Origin of the sequence: Rhizobacter sp. (genome assembly GCF_031412495.1) — a bacterium.
Taxonomy (GTDB): Bacteria; Pseudomonadota; Gammaproteobacteria; order Burkholderiales; family Burkholderiaceae_C; genus Schlegelella_A.
The window spans coordinates 1-20,459 of record NZ_JANODC010000190.1 but is presented as its reverse complement, the minus strand read 5'-3'; the positions used below and the strand labels follow the sequence as shown (position 1 = coordinate 20,459).

General features: G+C 69.5%; 21 protein-coding genes. 2 read left to right on the top strand and 19 right to left on the bottom strand.

The genetic code is table 11. From position 1 onward, the window contains the following. Positions 1 to 84: 84 nt before the first annotated feature. The 14 genes from tssH to AC30N0_RS06920 form a co-directional block, all read right to left on the bottom strand. Positions 85 to 2,841: a type VI secretion system ATPase TssH gene (gene tssH / locus AC30N0_RS06985; protein WP_489517203.1), complete on the bottom strand. Its 2,757-nt coding sequence runs from the start codon at positions 2,839 to 2,841 to the stop codon at positions 85 to 87. A gap of 13 nt (positions 2,842 to 2,854) precedes the next feature. Then, positions 2,855 to 3,922, bottom strand: coding sequence for a type VI secretion system baseplate subunit TssG (gene tssG, locus AC30N0_RS06980; protein WP_489517202.1), 1,068 nt, complete (start codon positions 3,920 to 3,922; stop codon positions 2,855 to 2,857). 14 nt (positions 3,923 to 3,936) lie between these two features. Beyond that, positions 3,937 to 5,814 (bottom strand): type VI secretion system baseplate subunit TssF, encoded by a 1,878-nt coding sequence (gene tssF, locus AC30N0_RS06975; protein ID WP_489517201.1) that lies wholly within the window; start codon positions 5,812 to 5,814, stop codon positions 3,937 to 3,939. Positions 5,815 to 5,820: 6 nt separating this feature from the next. Further along, positions 5,821 to 6,330, bottom strand: coding sequence for a type VI secretion system baseplate subunit TssE (tssE, locus tag AC30N0_RS06970; protein ID WP_489517200.1), 510 nt, complete (start codon positions 6,328 to 6,330; stop codon positions 5,821 to 5,823). Between the two features lie 14 nt (positions 6,331 to 6,344). Then, positions 6,345 to 7,178 carry a type VI secretion system accessory protein TagJ gene (locus AC30N0_RS06965; RefSeq protein WP_489517199.1) on the bottom strand — a complete coding sequence of 278 codons (834 nt, stop codon included), beginning with the start codon at positions 7,176 to 7,178 and terminating at the stop codon, positions 6,345 to 6,347. Between the two features lie 9 nt (positions 7,179 to 7,187). After that, positions 7,188 to 7,808 (bottom strand): hypothetical protein, encoded by a 621-nt coding sequence (locus AC30N0_RS06960; protein ID WP_489517198.1) that lies wholly within the window; start codon positions 7,806 to 7,808, stop codon positions 7,188 to 7,190. An 18-nt stretch (positions 7,809 to 7,826) separates the two neighbouring features. Beyond that, positions 7,827 to 8,336, bottom strand: coding sequence for an Hcp family type VI secretion system effector (locus AC30N0_RS06955; RefSeq protein WP_489517197.1), 510 nt, complete (start codon positions 8,334 to 8,336; stop codon positions 7,827 to 7,829). A gap of 1 nt (position 8,337) precedes the next feature. Next, complete coding sequence (locus AC30N0_RS06950; RefSeq protein ID WP_489517196.1) at positions 8,338 to 8,850, bottom strand: hypothetical protein; 513 nt, start codon at positions 8,848 to 8,850, stop codon at positions 8,338 to 8,340. A gap of 54 nt (positions 8,851 to 8,904) precedes the next feature. Further along, a complete protein-coding gene (locus AC30N0_RS06945) occupies positions 8,905 to 9,381 on the bottom strand; it encodes an Hcp family type VI secretion system effector (RefSeq protein ID WP_489517195.1) in 477 nt (158 codons plus the stop codon). 50 nt (positions 9,382 to 9,431) lie between these two features. Continuing rightward, complete coding sequence (gene tssC / locus AC30N0_RS06940; protein WP_489517194.1) at positions 9,432 to 10,925, bottom strand: type VI secretion system contractile sheath large subunit; 1,494 nt, start codon at positions 10,923 to 10,925, stop codon at positions 9,432 to 9,434. A gap of 26 nt (positions 10,926 to 10,951) precedes the next feature. Further along, positions 10,952 to 11,455, bottom strand: a complete 504-nt coding sequence (tssB, locus tag AC30N0_RS06935; protein ID WP_489517193.1) for a type VI secretion system contractile sheath small subunit — start codon at positions 11,453 to 11,455, stop codon at positions 10,952 to 10,954. 30 nt (positions 11,456 to 11,485) lie between these two features. Then, positions 11,486 to 12,493 (bottom strand): type VI secretion system protein TssA, encoded by a 1,008-nt coding sequence (gene tssA, locus AC30N0_RS06930; protein ID WP_489517192.1) that lies wholly within the window; start codon positions 12,491 to 12,493, stop codon positions 11,486 to 11,488. Positions 12,494 to 12,614: 121 nt separating this feature from the next. Next, the gene (locus AC30N0_RS06925; RefSeq protein WP_489517191.1) at positions 12,615 to 14,390 is read right to left on the bottom strand and encodes a hybrid sensor histidine kinase/response regulator; all 1,776 of its coding nucleotides are present in this window, start codon (positions 14,388 to 14,390) and stop codon (positions 12,615 to 12,617) included. 19 nt (positions 14,391 to 14,409) lie between these two features. Continuing rightward, entirely contained in the window at positions 14,410 to 15,120 is a 711-nt protein-coding gene (locus AC30N0_RS06920; protein ID WP_489517190.1) for a response regulator transcription factor, read from the bottom strand. A gap of 243 nt (positions 15,121 to 15,363) precedes the next feature. Here AC30N0_RS06920 and tagH point away from each other — a divergent pair, with 243 nt between their 5' ends. Next, on the top strand, positions 15,364 to 16,824 hold the full coding sequence (gene tagH, locus AC30N0_RS06915; protein ID WP_489517189.1) for a type VI secretion system-associated FHA domain protein TagH: 1,461 nt from the start codon (positions 15,364 to 15,366) through the stop codon (positions 16,822 to 16,824). A gap of 55 nt (positions 16,825 to 16,879) precedes the next feature. Beyond that, a complete protein-coding gene (locus AC30N0_RS06910) occupies positions 16,880 to 17,629 on the top strand; it encodes a PP2C family protein-serine/threonine phosphatase (protein ID WP_489517188.1) in 750 nt (249 codons plus the stop codon). A 10-nt stretch (positions 17,630 to 17,639) separates the two neighbouring features. Here AC30N0_RS06910 and AC30N0_RS06905 read toward each other — a convergent pair whose 3' ends face one another. The 5 genes from AC30N0_RS06905 to AC30N0_RS06885 all read right to left on the bottom strand — a co-directional run. Then, complete coding sequence (locus AC30N0_RS06905) at positions 17,640 to 17,855, bottom strand: DNA gyrase inhibitor YacG (protein WP_489517187.1); 216 nt, start codon at positions 17,853 to 17,855, stop codon at positions 17,640 to 17,642. Between the two features lie 10 nt (positions 17,856 to 17,865). Then, on the bottom strand, positions 17,866 to 18,621 hold the full coding sequence (gene zapD / locus AC30N0_RS06900; RefSeq protein ID WP_489517186.1) for a cell division protein ZapD: 756 nt from the start codon (positions 18,619 to 18,621) through the stop codon (positions 17,866 to 17,868). A gap of 102 nt (positions 18,622 to 18,723) precedes the next feature. Further along, positions 18,724 to 19,335, bottom strand: a complete 612-nt coding sequence (gene coaE, locus AC30N0_RS06895) for a dephospho-CoA kinase (RefSeq protein ID WP_489517185.1) — start codon at positions 19,333 to 19,335, stop codon at positions 18,724 to 18,726. Between the two features lie 20 nt (positions 19,336 to 19,355). Next, positions 19,356 to 20,201, bottom strand: a complete 846-nt coding sequence (locus AC30N0_RS06890) for a prepilin peptidase (RefSeq protein WP_489517184.1) — start codon at positions 20,199 to 20,201, stop codon at positions 19,356 to 19,358. Between the two features lie 9 nt (positions 20,202 to 20,210). Next, positions 20,211 to 20,459 (bottom strand): type II secretion system F family protein (locus tag AC30N0_RS06885; protein ID WP_489517183.1); only part of this gene is annotated, 249 nt, incomplete at its 5' end.

Here is a 20,459-nt window from a genome sequence, read left to right as displayed (position 1 = left end):
CGTCCGACGGGCAAGCGTGGCCGACCTTAGTCAGCGCCGGCAGGCGGGGCAAGCGACCAAAGTCACGGCGCGGGAGGGCTGCCCTCAGTCGAAGGCGTAAGAGAAGTCACCACCCTCGACGCCCAGGCCGACGCGGCGGATCGTCTTGCCTTCGGACAGCCGCGTCAGGTACTCGCGGCTGATCTTCGGCAGCACGGTGTTGGTGAGGATGGCGTCGATGACTCGGCCGCCGCTCTCGACCTCGTTGCAGCGGCCGAGAACGAGCTGCACGACGTCGTCGCCGTAGGTGAAGGGGACGCCGTGGTTGGCCTGCACGCGCTTGCGGATGCGGCCGAGCTGCAGGCGGATGATGGAGCGCAGCATCTCCTCGCTGAGCGGGTAGTAGGGAATGACGACCAGCCGGCCGAGCAGGGCCGCCGGGAAGATCTTCAGCAGCGGCTCGCGCAGCGCCTTGGCCACGCCCTCGGGCTCCGGCATCAGGTCCGGGTCCTTGCAGAGGTTCATGATCAGCTCGCTGCCGGCATTGCTGGTCAGCAGGATCACGGTGTTGCGGAAGTCGATGAGGCGGCCCTCGCCGTCTTCCATGCGGCCCTTGTCGAAGACCTGGAAGAAGAGCTCGTGCACGTCGGGGTGGGCCTTCTCGACCTCGTCGAGCAGCACGACGCTGTAGGGGCGGCGGCGCACCGCCTCGGTCAGCACGCCGCCTTCGCCGTAGCCGACGTAGCCGGGCGGCGAGCCCTTCAGGGTGGACACGGTGTGCGCCTCCTGGAACTCGCTCATGTTGATGGTGATGATGTTCTGCTCGCCGCCGTACAGCGACTCGGCCAGGGCGAGCGCCGTCTCCGTCTTGCCGACGCCGGACGTGCCGCAGAGCATGAACACGCCGATGGGCTTGTCCGGGCTGTCGAGCTTGGCGCGCGAGGTCTGAATGCGGCTGGCGATCATTTCGAGGGCGTGCTTCTGGCCGATGACCCGCTGGTTCAGCGTGTCGGCCAGCCGCAGCACCGTCTCGATCTCGTTCTTGACCATGCGGCCGACCGGGATGCCGGTCCAGTCCTGGACCACGCTGCCGACGGCGAATTCGTCGACGGTCGGCAGCACCAGCGGCGTGTCGCCCTGCAGGCCGGTGAGGGCGCTCTGCTTCGTGTGCAGCTCGTCGAGCAGGGCCGCGCGTTCTTCGGCGCCGACCGGCTTCTCGGCTTCGCTGAGCGAGGCCGTCGGCGCGGCGGCCGGCGCATCCGCCGCCACCGCAGGCGGCGTAGCCCGCGCCGGTGCCTCGCTTGCCTGCGCCTCGACCGCTTTGAAGCCGCGCCGCAGCAGGGCGCGGATCTCGAGCAGTCGGTCGACGAGCTTCTTCTCCTCGTCATAGCGCGCCTGCAGCTCGAGCTCGCGCTGCCGGGCCTGCGCCAGCTCGCCGACCACGCGCTCCAGCCGGCCGCCGACATCGATGCCCACGTTGGCCTCCCGCTCGATGATCTCGCGCTCGGTCGCCAGCGCCTCGATGCGGTGCTGCACGTCCTCGAGTTCCGGCGGCGTCGCGTGCTGGCTCACGGCGACGCGGGCACACGCGGTGTCGAGGACGCTGACCGCCTTGTCGGGCAGTTGCCGCGCCGGAATGTAGCGATGCGAGAGCTTCACGGCCGCCTCGATCGCCTCGTCCAGCAGCTGCACGCGGTGGTGCTTTTCGAGCACCGAGGCGACGCCGCGCAGCATCAGCACGGCCTTCTCCTCGCTCGGCTCGGCCACCTGGATCACCTGGAAGCGCCGCGTGAGTGCCGGATCCTTCTCGAAGTACTTCTTGTACTCGGCCCAGGTGGTCGCGGCGATGGTGCGCAGCTTGCCGCGCGCCAGCGCCGGCTTGAGCAGGTTGGCCGCATCGCCGGTGCCGGCGGCGCCGCCGGCACCGATGAGGGTATGCGCCTCGTCGATGAACAGGATGATCGGCTTCGCCGAGGACTGCACTTCGTCGATGACCTGGCGCAGCCGGTTCTCGAACTCGCCCTTCATGCTGGCGCCGGCCTGGAGCAGGCCGATGTCGAGCACGTGCAGCGACACCTCCTTCAGCTGCGGCGGCACGTCGCCGCGCGCCAGGCGCAAGGCGAAACCCTCGACCACGGCCGTCTTGCCGACGCCGGCCTCGCCGGTGAGGATCGGGTTGTTCTGGCGCCGGCGCATCAGGATGTCGACGATCTGGCGGATTTCCTCGTCGCGCCCGGCCACCGGGTCGAGCTCGCCCTTCCTGGCCCGCTCGGTGAGGTCGATGGCAAAGCGCTTGAGCGCTTCCTGCTTGCCCATGGCCGCCGGCGCGATGGCGTCGCTGGCTTCTCCGGGCGCTGCGCCGCTCGCGCTCGCCGGCTGGTGATCTTCCGGCGAGCCGGCCATCAGCGCGGCGAAGTTCTCGGTCAGCTCGTCGAGGCGGATCCGCTCGAACTGCTTCGAGATCGAGAGCAACGCGTGGCGCAGCGAGTTCGTTTTCATCAGGCCGATGACGAGGTAGCCGGTGCGCACCCGGTCGTCGCCGAACATCAGGGAGCCGAAGACCCAGCCGCGCTCGACAGCGTTCTCGACGTAGCTCGAGAGATCGGTGACGGAGGAGGCGCCGCGCGGCAGGCGGTCGAGCGACTGCTGCAGGTCGGCGGCGAGGATCGATGCGTCCATGCCCGCGTGCTTGACGATGCGGTGCAGGTCGCTGTCCTGGTTCTGCAAGAGCTGCGCGAACCAGTGCTGAAGCTCGACATAGGGGTTGCCGCGCAGCTTGCAGAACACCGTCGCGCCTTCGATGGCCTTGTAGGCCAGCGGGTTGAGCTTGCCGAAGAGGGCGGCGCGGCTGATCTCGGTCATGGCGGATCCTTCTTCAATGAGAGGTGGCGGCGAGGGTCTCGGGCCGGAGCAGGAGGTCGCTGCGATCGATCGTCAGGCCGCCGCGGCGGGCGCCGCCGAGCCAGGTGCTGAGGCCGAGGCGGGTCCCGACGGCGCCGGGTGGAGCGAGGCGCGGCTGGAGCTGCGCGCGCGGCACGTCGCCGGCGCGCAGGCTCACGCGCAGGTCCCAGCGCCGGCCGTAGCCCGCGAACTGGCGCACGGTGTCGCGCACTGCAGCCAGCGCGTTGCCGCCCGGCAGGAAGGCCTCGAACTGGGCCCGGTCGAGCGGGCCAACGTGGATGCGGAACTTGTACTGTCGGTCCCACACCTTCGAGCCGGCAACGGCGCTGCGGCCGAGCTGCGCGCTCGGCACGGCGGCGCGTCCGGCGCCGAGGCGGGTTCGGTCTGACAGCCGCAGCTGCATCCAGTGGCCGACGAACGACTCGACGCGGACGGGGACTTCGAGGAAGGCGCGCAACACGCTCTCGAGCCCTTCGCCGTTCTTGACGCCGCGCGACAGGGTGCCGGCGTGGAAGCGCTTGGCAGCGTCGGGCACGGTGTCGCGTTCGCGCATCGGCGCCGGCGCGATGCCGATTAGCGCGCCCACCCACTTGGCGAACTGGTCGTCGTCGGGCCGGTCCGCGTGCACCGCCGGCTGCGCTTCGGCCCAGGCCCGGTAGAAAAGGGTCAGCAGGCGGTGGTGGAAGATGTCGGCGAAGCGCGCCAGGCTCGAGTCGGCGTGGTGGCGCTCGCGCTCTCGCGTGTACTCGGTGAGGTGCAGCGGCAGCGGCCCCTGCGGTCCGAACAGGCCGAGGAAGCGGACTCCGAGGCGCGGCGGCGCATGCCGTTGCGCCCCGAACGACATGATCGAGGCCGGTGCGAAATCCAGCTCGGCGTCCTGGCCCAGGCGCACCGGCTCCAGCGCCGGCCGGAGCGCCCGGCCCATGCGGGGCGCCTGTGGCGTGAGCGCGTCGATGCGGCGCAGCGTGGCGAAGAAGTCGTGCGCGTGCGGCGCCGCGCCCAGCCGCTCGAACAGGGCGGCGAGGTCGCGGTCGGCAGTCAAGGCCGAGGCGGCGGTCACAGCAGCGCCTGGTCTCCGGCGCGCACCGGCCAGCGCATCACCTCGCCGCGCGTGCTCGTGCGCAGCGCCGTCTCGGTGAAGCTGTTGATGGCTGCATGCCGAGCGAAGAAGCGCTCGAGCACGCAGCCGAGCAGGAACGGGCTGGCGCCCTGGAAGGCGAGGTCGTCGACCTGCGCGGTGATCTCGATGCCGGTGCCGAAGGTGAGCGGGCCGGGGAAAGGCAGGCGGCGCACGACCTGGCGCGCGCTCAGGCTCTGCACGCCTTCGACCTGGCGGTCCCAGGCCGCGTCCTGGGTCGGCCCGTACAGCGACAGGATGCCGCGCAGCGCGGCTGCGGCACGGGCCGGGTCCTCGCCGGCGAACGACAGGTAGTTGAGCGACAGGTGGCTGACGAGCGACCAGCCGATGTCACCGCGCGGCTGGCGGATGTGCGGCCGCGTCGGCCCGCGCAGGCAGCGCACCTGGGCCAGGGTGCCGGGCGCCTCGAGCTGCCAGCGGTCGGCGCCGCCGGAGCCGCCCGTGGGCAGGAAGGTCGGCAGGTCGCGGTTTGTGACGAAGGCGGTCACCGAGAGCTGGCGCAAGTCCTCGCGATAGGGCGCCTGGCGTGCGTCGACGAGCGACAGGAACGCCTCCTGGCCGACATACGACGAGCGCGGCCCCTGGTCCTTCTGCCGCGCAGAGAGCACGCGCGGCTCGCGGCGCAACGTGTAGTAGGCGGGGTGCGCCGACGACTCGGTGCGCACGCTGCTGTAGAGAGGCAGGAAACGCTGCTCGGCGACGTTGCCGGTGCCGTAGCCGACGACCGACGCGATGGCGTGCACCTCGAAATCCATCGGCTTGGTCCGGTCGGGGACGACGTGGTGCTCCCAGGCCGAGCCGGTGAGCGCGATGCGGTCGAGGCGCTTGCTGAAGAGATTGATGGCCGGCGTGCAGAACAGGGCCACCGAGGTCGCGTCGACCACCGACTCGAGCGTCGCGTCGGTGCGCCCGAAGAGCAGCACGATCTCGACCTCGCTGCTCGCCGCCCGCGCCAGCCGGCTGGCCAGGTCGCCGATGCGGAAGGAGAGGAAGCGCTGCGGCAAGGCGGCGTACTCCTGCAGCAGGCGGTAGCCGCTGAAGCCGCGCAGCGTCGCCGGCAGCAGCGCTTCGTCTTCGCCATAGCCGACCGGCTCCAGGCTCGCCGCGCCGCGCCAGCCGGCCTGCGGCGCGGCGTCGTCGACGCGCAGCCAGGTGCCGATGCAGCTGCCGAACGCCAGTTCGTGCAGGCGAAAGGCAATGTCGTCGGGCGCGCTGATGGCGAACGGCAGGTCCTCGATCGGCAACTGGTCGAAGGTCGCGCCTCCCAGCGCGCGCAGGCGGATGCGCAAGCCACCGCGAACGCGGCCGCCGGTGGGAAGCTGCGCCAGCGGCAAGTCGGGCGCGTAGCTGAAGAACTGGGCGCCCGCGACCTCGATGGGCCACAGCCGGACGTCGTGCGCGGTGCGGAACTCGCACAGCGTGTTCTGGCCCCGCGCCAGCGTGCTGCGCAGCGCACTCTGGCGGCGCACCCAGGCGCCGGCGGCGAGGTTGGGGTCGGCCGGATCGGGCTGCAGCTGCACGATCATCATGGCCGGCACCGGAGCCAGGAAGTTCGGGTAGACGACCTCGAGCAGGTGCTGCACGAGACGCGGGAACTCCGACTCGAGCTTGAGCTGGACGCGCGCCGTGAGAAAGGCGAAGCCCTCGAGCAGGCGCTCGACGTACGGGTCGGTGACCTCGACGCCATCCATCGACAGGCGCGCGGCGACACGCGGAAACTCGCGTGCGAACTCGGCGCCCATCTCGCGCAGGTGCGAAAGTTCGTCGGAGTAGAGGCGGAGGAGGCGCGGGTCCATGGCGGCTCAGAACTTGACGGACACGCCGGTCGCGTCCTTCACCTCGACCTGCCCGGCCTCGAGATCGAGCTGCGTGCGAAGCAGCAGCTCGAGCGGCACCGGCTGCGCCCACAGGAAGCCGCGGATCTCGAACTCGATGATGTTGTGCGTGGCCATCACGCTCTCGAACTCGATCGCCCGCACCTCCAGCGAGTCGGCAAGGATGCGCGGCTCGAACTGCACGATGGCGTCGCGGATGCTGCGCTCGAGCAAGGTCACGTCGATGCGCGAAGCGAGCTGGCCCGACATCGGCGGCAGGCCGTAGTTCAGCACCGAGTGCTTGATCTGCGGGTAGCGCTCCGCCAGCCTGCCCCAGGGCTGCACCGAGTTCAGCAGCCACGACAGGTCGCGCAGCACGGCGCTGCGGATCTGCTGCTTGGTCATGACGCGGCGCTCGTCGACCTCGGCGGCGTCGAGGCGGTGGTCGTCGGTCAGTCGGTCGAGCAGCGCCGGTTGGAGTCGATCGCGCGCGTCCATGCTGCGCGGGACCGTCAGGCCGTGCCGCCGGCCGCCGCATCGGCGACGTCGACGTCGCCGCCATGCATCACCAGCTCGCGCACGGCGAGGAGCCCGGTCTCGGCGGCCGAGCTGACCAGCACGCGTTGGCCCCGGCCGGCGTACTGGCCATCGGCGAGCGCTTCCCAGTCGGTGCTCCGCGCGAGCTGTTCGGCGCCGCCGGCACCGGCGCCGAGCGGGTAGCGCGCGGGCACCAGGGCGACCGAGTCGCCCCCGTTCGGAAACTCGAGGTGCGCCGGCGCCCAGACGAAGTCGCGCAGGTCCTCCGGTGCCTCGATCGTGAGCTTGCTCAGGCTGGCGAACGGTACCCAGGCATAGCGGCCGTTGACGATGACCTCGAGCACCGGGCCCAGGCGCGAGTCGGCGTCGGCGACCCATTCGAAGGCCTCGTCGTTGAGCGAACCTGCGGCGGCCGGTGCCATCTCGAACGCCTGGGCGCGCAGTTGCGCGGCCAGGGCGGATTCGCCACGCGCGCCGGCCTGCATCGCCTCGACGAGTCGAGCCACCCATTCCTGCGGCCGGCCGAGCACGAGCGGCGTCGTCGTGCCGGCGAACACCTTCTCGCGCACCAGCTCGCACTTCAGCGCCTCGCGGTAGGTGTTGACCATCGCCAGCGTCAGAGCGTCGAGCTCGCCGCATACCTCGAGCTGCGTCGCGGCGCGCGGCCACTGGCCGAGCACACAGAGGAGCTGGAACAGGAAGATGCGCAGCTTGACGTCGGCCGGCTGCTTCTTCACCTGCGTCTGCAGCAGCTGAAGCGCCTGCGCGGGCTCGCCGGCAGCGATCATCTGTTCGGCCTCGGATGGCATGGCGTTCCTTCAGAAGTCGAAGTGCGGATGCTGCGCCGGCTTGAGCTTGCGCCCGATGCCGTCGTCGGGAGAGAACTCGAACACGTCGCCTTCCCAGTCGCCGAAATCGATGCGGTCGTCGTTGGCTGTGCCGGCGCCGAAGAAGAAATGCTTCAGGGTCTCGAAGTGGGTGTAGATCTGGGTCTCGTTCGAGGCGACGACGCGGGCGCCGGTGTTCAGGGCCATCTCGCCCATGAGGCGCATCCCGTCGCCGTGGCGGTTCTTCAGTTGCGGATGCGTCTGCGCAGCCCCGCATGAAAAGACCACGATGCGCTTGGCCAGGGGCGGCGGCCCCTTCAGCACGGTCGTGACTCCGACGGTCTTGAAGTCCAGGTTCTCGGTGCCGATCTCCAGCCCGAGACCCCCGTGCGTCTGGATCGAGACGTCGGCACCGGCAACCGGGCCGTTGGCCTCGAAGCCGTGGCAGCAGATCAGCAGGTCGTCGACGCCGCCGACGGACCGTGCGTGCGCCGCGGCCTTCTCGAACACCTCCTTGACGGGCGTGCGTGCGCTCACCTGGATGACCTTACCGACATCGCTTGAGATCGTGCCGACAAGGCGAAAGTCGAGCAGTACCAGGCGCTTGGCCATCGCGCTGGGCGGCCCCGGTCACGCACCGACGTTCAACGTGTCGCTGAACGAGCTCGACCCGCCACGCTGTCCGCTCTCCTGTTGCGGGTGGTAAGTGATCTCGATCTCCTGATAGGAGATCGACACCGTTTCGCTGAGCGTGCCGTCGGCCTCGGCATCGACCTTGCAGCCCACGATCCGCGCCTGCTTCAACTCGACGATGAAGAAATCCTCGTCGCTGCCGGCTTTGCGCAGGCTGAGCGTAGCGCTCTTGATCTCCTCGTTCACGGCGAGAGCGTTCATGAGCTTGGTGCTGCTCGCGTCGACGTACTTGTCGATCCGGAGCGTCTCGTAGACGCGCCGCCCGGTGGCCTGGCCGCTTCCCACCGAAGTGGGCGAAGCGACGCCCCAGTGCCAAGCGATGACGGTGATCTCGTCGACGTGGCCGGGCGCCACGGCTTCGCCCTTCACCGCTCCCTGCTTCTTGCCGACAACCGCAAGATAGGCATCGGCCGAGGTGACGTTCCCCGAGTGGAGCGGCGGCGCCACGTCAGCCGCCGAACTTGTACTTGTCGGCTTTCGCCTTGATCGTTTTCAAGGCGTTGCGGAGCTCGACGGGAACGGTCGGATCGGATCGAAGCAGGGCGTAGCGAGGGTGGCTGGTTTGAGCCGAGAACGAGCTGCAGGCGAGGTTCAGGGCATCGATGTAGTAGCGAACCTTGAGCCGGGTGGACAGTTCGCCCGGCTTTCTCATCGGATCGATGCCGCCGGCTTCGGGGTGCTGGCGCAGATCGACCATGCCGGCGCTCGAGGTCGCGGTGCTGGCGAAGTGGTTCGCGAGCAGCACCGACTGGCTGCCGAGGACGCCGTCCTCGTCCAGGCGCTCGGTGGGAGGGATGAAGCCGAAGCGCGAGGCGGGAGCCGCCAGGTCGAAGTACAACAGGTTCAGCAGTACCTGCAGCAGCCGGGCATCGGTTCCGCGGCTGCCCTTGCGCAGGGTCTGGTCGATGTTGTAGCGAGGGTGCCCCGTGGCGGGATCGGTGAAATCTACGGTGAATGCCATGAGCGTTCCTTCGCGAGAGCGAGACAGGCCGTCTACTGCAGCCGTCCCGGCGTTTCAGCGGACCTCGGTCTTCTTGGGATTCCAGCCGAACTTGACCTCCCCGCCCAGGCCGCCCTTTTCATCCTGCGGCTTGTAGGCGAACTCGATGTCATCGAAGTCCATGTGAACCGTCTCAACGATGTCGCCGCCCGAGGTCGCACCCGGGGCCACCGACGTGATGTAGACGACCTTCATCGTCACCTTCAGGAAGTCCTCCTGGGCACCGCCCGCCTTGCGGACGGTGATCACCGCATCCTTGAAGTGCTCGCCCTTGGCGCACTTCTGAGCCAGCGTCGGCGACGCCTTGTCGTAGTTGTGCGTGAAGACGAACGAGCCGGGCACGGCCTTGCCCTTGCCGGTGCCGCCACCGCTGCCCGAGGAGGGCTGGCTGACATCCCAGCTCCAGCCCATGACCTCGATCTCGTCCTTGTGATTGGCGTTCACGGATTCGCCCTTTACGCCGTCCAGCTTCAGATTGCAGTCGATGCTCATGGTGGGTACTCCTGGTAGTCAATGGGTCGGAGCCGGCTGCGCCGGCAGGATCAAGCGGCTTTTTGCGAGGGCAGCTTGGAAACGAGGCGCAGGGAAACGCTCAGGCCCTCGAGCTGGTAGTGCGGCCGGAGGAAGAACTTGCTGGTGTAGTAGCCGGGGTTGCCGGCGACCTCTTCCACGGTGACCTCTGCAGCGGCGAGCGGCTTCTGCGACTTCGTGAACTCCGACGAGTTGGCCGGATCGCCGTCGACGTAGTTCATGATCCACTTGTTCAGCCACTTTTCCATGTCGGCGCGCTCCTTGAAGGAGCCCACCTTGTCGCGCACGATGCACTTCAGGTAATGGGCGAAGCGGCAGCAGGCGAAGAGGTACGGCAGGCGCGCAGCGAGGTTGGCGTTGGCCGTCGCATCGGGGTCGTCGTATTCCGAGGGCTTCTGCAGCGACTGCGCGCCGATGAACGCGGCGAAGTCGGAGTTCTTCCGATGCACCAGCGGCATGAAGCCGTTCTTGGCCAGTTCGGCCTCGCGCCGGTCGCTGATGGCGATCTCGGTCGGGCACTTCATGTCGACGCCGCCGTCATCGGTCGGGAAGGTGTGCGTGGGCAGGCCCTCGACGGAGCCCCCCGACTCGATGCCGCGGATGCGCGTGCACCAGCCGTAGCTCTTGAACGAGCGGTTGATGTTGACGGCCATCGCGAAGGCGGCGTTGGCCCAGGCGTAGCGGCTGTGGTCGGCGCTGCCGGTGTCTTCCTCGAAATTGAAGGCCTCGACCGGGTTGGTCTTGGCGCCGTACGGCGTGCGCGCGAGGAAGCGCGGCATCGCGAGGCCGACGTAGCGGGCGTCTTCCGACTCGCGCAGCGAACGCCAGGCAGCGTACTCCGGCGTCAGGAAGATCTTGGTCAGGTCCCGGGGGTTGGCCAGCTCCTGCCACGAGCCCATCTGCATCAGCGTCGGGCTGCCGCCGGTGATGAAGGGAGCGTGCGCGGCAGCGGCGATCTTCGACATCTCGCCCAGCAGCTCGACGTCCGGCGGGCTCTGGTCGAAGTAGTAGTCGCCCACCAAGCAGCCGAACGGCTCGCCGCCGAACTGGCCGAACTCCTCCTCGTAGACGCGCTTGAAGACCGGGCTCTGGTCCCAGGCCGTTCCCTTGTAGCGCTTCAGCGTCTTGTGCAGGTCGGTCTTCGAGACGTTCATGACGCGGATCTTCAGCATCTCGTCCGACTCGGTGTTGTTGACGAGGTAGTGCAGGCCGCGCCAGGCGCTCTCGAGCTTCTGGAAGTCGTTGTGGTGCAGGATCAGATTGATCTGCTCGGTGAGCTTCCTGTCGAGCTCGGCGACCATCGCCTCGATCGAGACGATCACGTCGGTGCCGATCACCTTCGTCTGCGCGAGCGCCTGCTGCGCCAGTGTCAGGACAGCCGCCTCGACCGCCGACTTGGCCTCGTCGGTCTTCGGCTTGAATTCCTTGTTCAGGAGCGACGCGAAGTCGCCACCCTGGTACTCGACGCCTTGCAGGGGCGATGCTTGCGATGCGGCTTCTGCCATGGTCTTGGTCTCCTCGAGTGCGTTGGTCAGGCGGCGTCGGCAGGCTTCTTGGCGGCGGCCAGGCTGCCGAGCAGCGCCGGATCGGCGAGCACCTTCGCCATCAGCTCCTCGGCGCCGGTCTTGCCGTCCATGAAGGTGATGAGGTTGGAGAGCTGCTGGCGCGCTTCGAGCAGCTTCTTCAGCGCGTCGACCTTGCCGGCGATGGCTGCCGGGGAGAAGTCGTCCATGCTCTCGAAAGTGATGTCGACGGCGACGTTGCCTTCGCCAGTGAGCGTGTTGGGCACCTGGAAGGCGACGCGCGGCTTCATCGACTTCATGCGCGAGTCGAAGTTGTCGACGTCGACCTCGAGGAACTTGCGGTCGGCCACCGGGGGCAGCGGCTCCGAGGGCTTGCCCGACAGGTCGGACAGCACGCCCATGACGAACGGCAGCTGAACCTTCTTCTCGGCACCGTAGAGCTCGACGTCGTACTCGATCTGGACCCGCGGCGCCCGGTTGCGGGCGATGAATTTCTGGCTGCTGGTGGCCATGTGCTTGCTCCTCGTTCTATGGGAAGGGGATCACGAAGCCTCGACGCCTGCGATGCGCTCGACCTCTTTGAGACCGTCGGGCGCGAGGTCGCGGATGATGTCGATGAAGTTCTTGCTCATCAGCCGCTGGGCCCGCCGGATGAGCAGCGGCGCCGGGTTGCTGGGCTCGCTGCGCTCGAGCCACTCGCAGACACGGTCGAGCGCCTTGACGGCGTCGTCGCGGCTGGCGATGGTGCCGGGTGCCGAACGGTCTGCGGGGGTCGGGGCGGCCGCCGGCGAAGCGGCCTCGGGGAGGTTGTCCGGCGCGCCGCCCTGGGCCGCGGCCGCTGCCTGCGCGAGCCCTTGCGTCAGCACGCGCCGCGGCCGCAGATCCGGGCCGTTGGCCGCGCCGGCGCGGGCATCGAGGATGGCCTGGATGCCAACGACGGCCTCGTGCGCGCTGACGAGCGAGGCGAGCAGGCCGGCCGAGCCGGCCTCGGCATCGGCCAGGGCCTGCACGGCGCTGGCTTCGTTCATCACGGCCTCGCCCGCACGCGCTTCGCCTCTGCCGAGCGCCAGCTCGATGCTGCGCGCCGTCAGCCCGTTGCGGGGAGGGCCGATCGCGGCGGCGCGCAGGTCGGCCAGCACCCCGGCCACGTCGGCCAGCGGCGCCAGCGCGTTCAGGCGCATGGTCGGGTCGTTGTTGTCGGCCGCATCGAGCAAGGGATAGACGCCGTCCCAGTAGCGCTCGAGCAGGCCGTGCAGCACGCGGACCGCGGGCACGAAGCCGGCCACGCCGTCCATCCGGGTGGAGCCGCGCAGCAACATCACGGCCACGCGCAGGTCGCGGGTGCGCTCGGCGAGGGCCAGGGCCTGCGCCTGCATCGCGCGCCAGTCGGGGTCCTGGGCCGGGATCAGGGTGTCGCCGTACTGCTGCTCCGGCTTGCCACGGGCCGCGACTTCGAGCGCCTGGAACGCTGCGTCGTACTCCAGGTCGTCGCCGCATGGCGACGCCTCGGTCACGGGAGCGAGCAGCGCTTCGACGTCGATGTGGACCATGGCTCCCTGTTCGCTGCGCGCGGTGAGGGCACCGTGCGCATCTTGGCTGGCCTGCAATGTAGGCAGCGCCCCGGGCCCTCACACCTGCCAAAAGTCACATTCCGGGCCGGGCCGCCGCTCCTCAGGCGAGCCGCTTCAGCACGTTGAGCAGCTCGCGCGGCTGGACCGGCTTGTAGAGGACGATGTGGCCGCTCTCGTGCACGCGCAGCACCTGATCGGCGGCGGTGTCGCCGGTGACGATGACGGTCGGCACGTCGAAGGCACAGGCGGCACGCACCTGCTCGACCGCGCGCAGCCCGTCTTCGCCGTGACGCAGGCGAAGGTCGCTGATGATCACGTCGATGACGCCCTGGCGCTGCCGTGCCGCGTCGACCGCCTCGGCCGTGGTGGACACGGCAATGACCTCGTAGCGCCACTCGGTCAGCAGCTCGGCGACGCTGGTGCGGATCGCCTCCTCGTCGTCGATGAGCAGGGCGACGCGGCTTTCCTCGAGCGCGCCCGGCAGCGTCTCGGCGCCGATCGCGAACTCGGCCACCTCCTGCGGCAGCGAGCGCTCGACCCAGACCCGAAAGACACTCCCCGTGCCCGGCTTCGAGCGCACCGTGAGCTCGTGGCCGAGCAGCTCGGTCAGGCGCTTCACGATCGCCAGCCCCATGCCGAGGCCCTTGCCTCGGTCGCGCGAGGGATTGGCCACCTGATAGAACTCGGCGAAGATCTTCGGCAGCTCGGATTCGGGGATGCCGATGCCGCTGTCCCATACCTCGATGCTGACCCCGCTGGCCCGATGACGCGCCGCCACGAGCACGCCGCCGCCGGGCCGGCTGTAGCGCAGCGCGTTCTGCACCAGGTTGCCGAGGATGCGCTCGAGCAGCTGCGGGTCGCTCGTCACGACCTTGCTGCCCGCATGAAAGCGCAGCTGCAGGCCGGCCTCCTCGGCCTGCCCCGAGAAGCTCATCTGCAGGCGGCGGAACACCTCCCGGATCGGGAACGACTGCAGGTGCGGCTCGACGGCGCCGGCATCGAGCTTGGAAATGTCGAGGATGGCGCCGAACGATTTGTCGAGCGCCTCGATCGACCGCATCATGTTGTGGATGATGGGCGCGTCGACCGAGTCGGCCATTCGTCGTTCGAGCGTGGCGCCGAAGAAGCTGAGCGCGTGCAGCGGCTGGCGCAGGTCGTGGCTGGCCGAGGCGAGGAACCGGCTCTTGTCACGGCTCGCCTGGGCGGTGAGCTCCATTTGCCGGTGCAGCCGCTCGACCAGCGCCGCGTTCTCCAGCTGGGCGCGCAGGGCCGACCGCAGCAAGGTGTTCTGCGCCAGTGCGGCGCGCAGGTTGACGGCGGCGAACACCACCGCGAGCGTCGCGAGCACCAGGTAGAACGGGCTGTAGTGCCAGAGCAGGGCGAGAGGCAGCGGCGCCAGCACCGGCAACAGCCACAGGTACAGCGAGACCCGGTCGGTGGCGATCGTCGAGACGCCGCCCACGGCCATGCCGATGAGCACCAGCATCATCAGCGCGGCATAGGCGAGGTCCTCCGCAGGCAGGAAGAGGACCGGCGCGGCGCCCCACGCCAGGGCCGCGGCGAACAGGGCGACGTGGTAGCGGCGTCGCCACACTGCGTCGGGCGTGGCGCCGGCGCTGTCGCGCCGGAAGGCGACGAAAAGGATTAGTCGGCCGAACTGCGTCAGATGGATGACGACGGCCCAGACCAGGATCAGCGGCGACGGCGCATGACGGTAGAAGAAGGCCCACAGGCAGACTGCAGTGACGAAGGCGCCGGCCGCCGCCTCGCTGGCGTTCCTGTACAGACCGACGAGTTCGGTGTGCTCGAGCCGGCGTTGCGCCGACCCGTCGGGCACCGCGGCTGCAGTCTCGATCGGCAGCGCTACCGTCGTCACGAAACGGCGAACGCCGCGTTCAGCGGAACAGGCTGATCAGATGCGAGCGCGAGCGGACGTCGAGCGCGAGCAGGATCGTCGACACGTAGTTCTTCACCGTTCCGAGCGAGAGCTTGGTGGCGCTGCTGATTTCCTGGTTCGTGCAGCCCGAGAGCACGAGCTCCAGGATCTCGAGGTGGCGAGCGCCGAGCTCGGCCACCAGGTCGTAGCGCGACGGCGCGGTGCTGGCCGGGAAACGCGCTGCGTCGGGCGTGCGCGTTCCAGGCGATGCGGGTGGCGAATCGAGCGCAGCGAAGAAGGTCTCGCGCGTGGTGCCGGGCGCGGCGGCCTTGTGCAGGTAGCCGGCCGCGCCCATGGCCCGCGCCTGGCGGACGACAAAGTCATCGCCGGTGCCGCTGAGGATGATCACGCGCGCGTGCGGCTGCTTGCCGAGCAACAGCCGCAGGCCGTGCAGTCCCTTGCAATCGGCCAGGTTCAGGTCGAGCAGGACCAAGGCGATATCGGGATGGCGCTCGTAGAGCTCGAGTGCGTCTGCCAGCGAGGCGGCCTCGAGCCATTCGATGGCCAGCCCTTCGTCGCCCAAGAGGGCCTTCACGCCCATCCGCATGAGGTCGTGATCGTCGACGAGCAGCACCTTTGCCTGCACCCGGGTCCCCTGGCCCGCCGGCTTGGCGAGGCTGTCGGTGGCTGGCGCTCGTCGAGCCGGCTGAACGGGTGCAATCATGCTCATGCTGTGTCCGATCATTGAAGCTTGAAGGTGCCCGGCCCGAGGCCAGCATCCATCCAATCACGGAATCCGGAGTCGAATTGCGCCATGTCGAGGCGTCTCGCGAGCGGCACGGCAGGCGATCGGCGGGACTATACGCAGTCCTGACAGCACCGCAAAGCGGCGTCTCGAGACGAATCGGCCGCTGAGAATTATTTGGCCATCACGGCCGACGCGCGGTGCAGAATCCCGGCCGATGTGGCTGCCATGATCAGCATCAGCGCGCTGTCGTACCGCGGCGCTCCGGTCGAGCCGCTGGCGGCCCGTTTCGACGAGGCCGGGGGCAGCATCGGTCGAGCCGACATCAACCGGCTGATCCTGCCGGACCCCGAGCGCACCGTCTCGCGCGTCCATGCCGAGGTCGTTCACCAGGGGCGCGGCGAGTTCGCCATCGTCAACCGCGGCGGCAATCCGATCGGCCTGAACGGGCAGCCGCTCGAAACCGGCGGCCGGGCGCGGCTCGGCGTCGACGACGAACTCCGGATCGGTGCCTACGTGCTTCGCGTCGCCGCCGCGGCGTCGAGCGCGATTCCCCCGGATTGGGATCCGTTCGCCATCGACGAGCCCGGCGCGGCACCGGCAGCACCTGCAGCACGCGCGGCCCCGGCCGCGCCGCAGCCCGTTCCGGTGCCGCAAGGCTTCGAGGCGACCGCGGGCGACGGCTCGCTCGATTCGCTGTTCGGTCTCTCAGCCGCTCCGGCCGCCGATCCCCTGGGGGCATGGGGCCCATCGGCGTCGGCGCCGGTCGTGCCGCCGGCTGCAGTGCCGGCGGCGGCTCCAGCGATGGCATCGAGCGATCGCGATGTCGCGCCTGCCGGGTCGGTGCTGTCCTGGAAGCTGCCCCTTGGCGAGAGCCTGACGCTCGTCGGTCCGGCGCGATCGGCGGCCGCCGCGGCGCCGGCCGCCGATGTCTTCGACGACGGCACCACGATCGTCGCCCCTGGCCGGCCGCCTGCACGTCAGTCTGACCCGCCCTCCGCCCCAGCGCCGGCGGCGTGGGCCCGGCCGCCGGCGGGTGACCTCGGAGCCGGACCGCCGCCCGCCGGCAGCGTGACGGCGAGCGCCGATGTGCAGGCACTGGCGCGGGCCTGGCGGGAAGGGCTGGGCGCGCAGGGCCTTCCGCCCGAAGCCTTGCAGCTGACGCCGGTCCTGCTCGGGTTGCTGGGCCGGCTGCTCCGCGAGGCGACGCGTGGAACGATCGACCTGCTGGCGGCGCGCGCCGCCCTGAAGCGAGAGATCCGGGCCGAGATGACGATGATCGTCGCGCGCGAGAACAACCCGCTCAAGTTCTCGTCCTCGGCGGATGTGGCGCTGGCCCATCTGCTCGGCGCACCGGAGCGCGGTTTCATGCCGGGCGACCATGCGATGCGCGACGCCTACGAAGACCTGCGCGCGCATCAGTTCGCCACCCTCGCCGGCATGCGCGCGGCGCTGGAGGGCATCTTCACGCGCTTCGATCCCGCGGTGCTGGAGGCCAAGCTGACACAGAAGTCCCTCGTCGAGTCGCTCATGCCAGCGGCCCGCAAGGCGCGGATGTGGGACCTCTTCAACGAGATGTACGCGCAGATCGCGGCTGAGGCTTCCGACGACTTCCACGAGCTCTTCGGCAGGGCGTTCCTGCGTGCCTACGAGGAACACATCGCCGAGCTCGCGAAGGAGCGGCGATGAGCCAGGGTGCGGTTGCCCCGGGGAACACCGGATTCAGCGGCGCGAAGGTCGGGACATGACGATCCAGGTGGAGGTGGCGACGATGACGCGGCGGGGCGGCCGCAAGCACAACGAGGACGCCTGCGGCCACTGGGATGGCGGGTCGTACCTGTGCTGCGTCGTGGCCGACGGTGCCGGCGGCCACGGCGGCGGCGACAAGGCGTCCAAGCTGGCCGTGGCCGGCATCCTCGGCCGGTTCGCCGTGGCGCCTGCTGCATCCGCGTCGCTGATCCACGAGCTGATCACAGCCACCAACGGGGCCATCATCCAGCACCGCGCCGACGGCACGGCGCAACAGAACATGTACAGCACCGTCGTCGCCCTGACGGTGGACCTCGAGCGCGGCGCGGGCCTGTGGGGGCACAGCGGCGATTCGCGGCTCTACGCGTTTCGCGGCGGCACGATCACGGCACGAACCCGCGACCACAGTCTGGTGCAGTCGCTGGTCGACGGCGGCATGCTGGCGCCCGAGGAGATGCGCTCGCACCCGCAGCGAAGCGAGTTGCTGTCGGCCCTCGGCGTCGACGAAGACGACCTGCAGATCGCGGTGACGAGCGAGGCCTGGCGCCTCGCGCCCGGCGACGTCTTCCTGCTCTGCACCGATGGGTTGTGGGAGTACGTCGAGGACGCACAGCTCGAGGCTTCGCTGAGCCTGGCGGCCGGCCCGCTGGCCTGGCTGCACACCCTGGAGCAGCGCGTCCTGGCCGCGGCGGTGAGGAAGCCCCGGCACGACAACTTCACCGCGCTGACGGCCTGGGTCCGGTGATGCGACGACCTTATTCGTCCGGCGGCCGGTCATCGTCCTCGTCGGCCTTCACCGGCGGCGCGACCCGGTAGCTCTCGCTGGCCCAGGCGCCGAAGTCGGCGCTGCGGCAACGCTCGCTGCAGAACGGCCGTGACGGATTCGAGGCAGCGTACAAGCTGGCACCGCCGCAGCGCGGGCAGCGGACGATGCGGTGCGGCACCTCGGGCCGGGCGTCGGGATCCGTCATCGCCCGCCCCTCAGGCGCAGAGAGTGAGCTCGAAGGTGGTGTCGCCGGTGGTCGGCCTGAGTCGGCCCTCGGGATCCTGTCGCATCAGGCGGATGAGCACCATCAGCCGGTGGCCGCTGATCTCGGGCACCAGCTGCAGGGTCTCGTCGAGGCGCACCCGCATCAGCTGGTAGACCCGGCCGGCCGGCAGGCTCTGCGAGTACTGGCCGCCGACGGCGGCGACCTTGTGCGGCGTGCCGGAGTCGCGCAGCAGCCCCAGGAGCACCTGCAGCGCTTCGGCCAGCGGCATGAGCGAGCCGACCCAGTTCAGGAGGTCGTTTCGCCTCCGCACGGGCTCGAGCTTCTGCCAGGCGTAGTAGGCCGGCAGGTCGAACTCGCAGGTGCCGCCCGGGATGCTGATGCGGCTGCGGATGCTCATCAGCCATTCGTTGCTCGTCAGGGCCACGCCGGCCTTGCCGGCGACCTGGTTCAGGCGCGCGAAGGCGCCGTCGAGGCGGCCGATCACGTCATCGAGGACGGCCTCGGCGATCGACGGGTTGCCGCGGTAGCCGACGAGCTGAAGGCGATGCTTCTCGAGTTCCTTGAGCAGGTCGGACTTCAGGTCGGCGCGCGAGCCGACGTCCATGATCTCGAAGATCGTGGCGAGAGCGTAGTGGTGGTCGACGGCGGCGTCGCGGGCGATGAGCTGGCCGAGGCGGTCGAACAGGTGCTCGAGCCGGAGCATGGTCCGGATGCTCTCGTTGAATGGATACTCGTAAAGGATCAAGGCAAGGGACCGGGCCGGTGTGCCGCGCATGCGACGGGCCGGCGCACGGCCGGCGGCGGAGGCAATTGTTCCATAGCGACTCGCCGCGCCAGGGCGGCGAGGTCATGGCCCGATGCCGATCGTGGCCTCCCACAGGGACTGCACTTCGCGCTCGAGTTCGGCCAGGGTGATGCCGTCGTTGTGAATCACGGCGTCGGCCGCGGCACGCCTCGCCGCTCGGGTGGCCTGCTGCGCGATCACGGAGCGCGCGGCTTCCTCGCTCCAGCCCGAGCGGGCCACGACCCTTTGCACCTGCATGCGCTCGGAGCAATCGACCAGCCAGACGCGGTCGACGCGTGCCCGCCAGCGCCCCGACTCGACCAGCAGCGGGACGTCGAACACCAGGGCTCTCGTCGCGGCAGCGCTCGCCGCGGCGAGGCGTTCGACCTCGCTGCCGATGAGCGGATGCAGGATGGCCTCGAGCCGGTGCTTCCGGCCGGCATCGGCGAACGCCGCCTCGCGCATGCGCGGCCGGTCGAGCCCGCCGTCGCCGCCGATGAAGATATCGCCGAACGCGGCGCGGATGGCCTCGATGGCCGCACCGCCGGGCAGCGTCAGCTCGCGAGCGATCCGGTCGGTGTCGAGCAGGGTCGCGCCGCGGGCGACGAGAAGGCTGGCCACGGCGCTCTTGCCGCTGCCGATCCCGCCGGTCAGGCCGATGCGCAGCGGCGTCATCGGACGCGCCTCGCCCGCGCTCAGGCCCAGCCGAGCCAGCTCAGCACGCGCGGCCGGCCGGCGAAGAGGACGAGGAGGCCGGCTCCGGCCAGGAAGGGACCGAACGGCACGTAGCGGCCTTCGCGAAGGGAAGAGGAGAGTTTCATGACGATACCGACGATGGCACCGATGATCGAGGCGCCGAGGACGATGGGTAGGATCATTTTCCAGCCCAGCCAGGCGCCCAGCGCCGCCAGCAGCTTGAAGTCGCCGAAGCCCATGCCTTCCTTGCCGGTGGCCAGCTTGAACAGCCAGTACACGGACCACAGCGAGAGGTAGCCGGCGACGGCGCCCCAGATCGATTCCTGCAGCGGCAGGGTCCAGCCAAGGGCGGCGACGACGATCCCGGCCCAGAGCAGGGGCAGGGTGATGTTGTCGGGGAGCAGGGTCGTGTCCCAGTCGATGCCGGCGAGGGCGACCAGCGCCGCACAGAAGAAGCACCAGGCCAGCGCCACCGGCTCGGCACCGAAGCGCCAGCCGACGAGCGCAAAGAGCGCGCCCGTCGTGAGCTCGACGAGCGGGTAGCGCGCGGAAATCCGGGTCTTGCAGGCCGAGCAGCGCCCGCGCAGCCAGAGCCAGCTCGCGACCGGGATGTTCTCGTACCAGGCGATCGGATGGCCGCACGACGGGCAGCGCGAGCGCGGGCTCGATAGAGTGACAGCCGGCGCCGCCTCGTGGGCGACGCCGAGCAGATCGGCGCTCTCCTGCTTCCAGCCATGCTCCAAACTGAGCGGCAGCCGGTGGATCACGACGTTGAGGAAGCTGCCGATGCACAGCCCGAACAGGGCCAGGACCAGGGGCGAGAGGAGAACCTCCGCGTAAGGCATCGGTACCGGTCAGACCACCTGGCCGAGCTTGAAGATGGGCAGGTACATCGAGACGACGATGCCGCCAATCAGCGTGCCGAGGATGACGATGATGAAGGGCTCCATCAGGCTCGACAGGCCTTTCACGGCCTCGTCGACCTCGTCCTCGTAGAACTCGGCGGCCTTGCCCAGCATGGCGTCGAGCGAGCCGGACTCCTCGCCAATGGCGCACATCTGGAGCACCATGACCGGGAACACGCCCGTGGCCTGCATGGAGGT

Coding starts and splice junctions, on each gene's coding strand:
- tssH (WP_489517203.1), bottom strand. CDS start 2,841: ATGACCGAGATCAGCCGCGCCGCCCTCTTCGGCAAGCTCAACCCGCTG.
- tssF (WP_489517201.1), bottom strand. CDS start 5,814: ATGGACCCGCGCCTCCTCCGCCTCTACTCCGACGAACTTTCGCACCTG.
- tssE (WP_489517200.1), bottom strand. CDS start 6,330: ATGGACGCGCGCGATCGACTCCAACCGGCGCTGCTCGACCGACTGACC.
- AC30N0_RS06965 (WP_489517199.1), bottom strand. CDS start 7,178: ATGCCATCCGAGGCCGAACAGATGATCGCTGCCGGCGAGCCCGCGCAG.
- AC30N0_RS06960 (WP_489517198.1), bottom strand. CDS start 7,808: ATGGCCAAGCGCCTGGTACTGCTCGACTTTCGCCTTGTCGGCACGATC.
- AC30N0_RS06950 (WP_489517196.1), bottom strand. CDS start 8,850: ATGGCATTCACCGTAGATTTCACCGATCCCGCCACGGGGCACCCTCGC.
- AC30N0_RS06945 (WP_489517195.1), bottom strand. CDS start 9,381: ATGAGCATCGACTGCAATCTGAAGCTGGACGGCGTAAAGGGCGAATCC.
- tssC (WP_489517194.1), bottom strand. CDS start 10,925: ATGGCAGAAGCCGCATCGCAAGCATCGCCCCTGCAAGGCGTCGAGTAC.
- tssB (WP_489517193.1), bottom strand. CDS start 11,455: ATGGCCACCAGCAGCCAGAAATTCATCGCCCGCAACCGGGCGCCGCGG.
- tssA (WP_489517192.1), bottom strand. CDS start 12,493: ATGGTCCACATCGACGTCGAAGCGCTGCTCGCTCCCGTGACCGAGGCG.
- AC30N0_RS06920 (WP_489517190.1), bottom strand. CDS start 15,120: ATGAGCATGATTGCACCCGTTCAGCCGGCTCGACGAGCGCCAGCCACC.
- tagH (WP_489517189.1), top strand. CDS start 15,364: ATGATCAGCATCAGCGCGCTGTCGTACCGCGGCGCTCCGGTCGAGCCG.
- AC30N0_RS06910 (WP_489517188.1), top strand. CDS start 16,880: ATGACGATCCAGGTGGAGGTGGCGACGATGACGCGGCGGGGCGGCCGC.
- AC30N0_RS06905 (WP_489517187.1), bottom strand. CDS start 17,855: ATGACGGATCCCGACGCCCGGCCCGAGGTGCCGCACCGCATCGTCCGC.
- coaE (WP_489517185.1), bottom strand. CDS start 19,335: ATGACGCCGCTGCGCATCGGCCTGACCGGCGGGATCGGCAGCGGCAAG.
- AC30N0_RS06890 (WP_489517184.1), bottom strand. CDS start 20,201: ATGCCTTACGCGGAGGTTCTCCTCTCGCCCCTGGTCCTGGCCCTGTTC.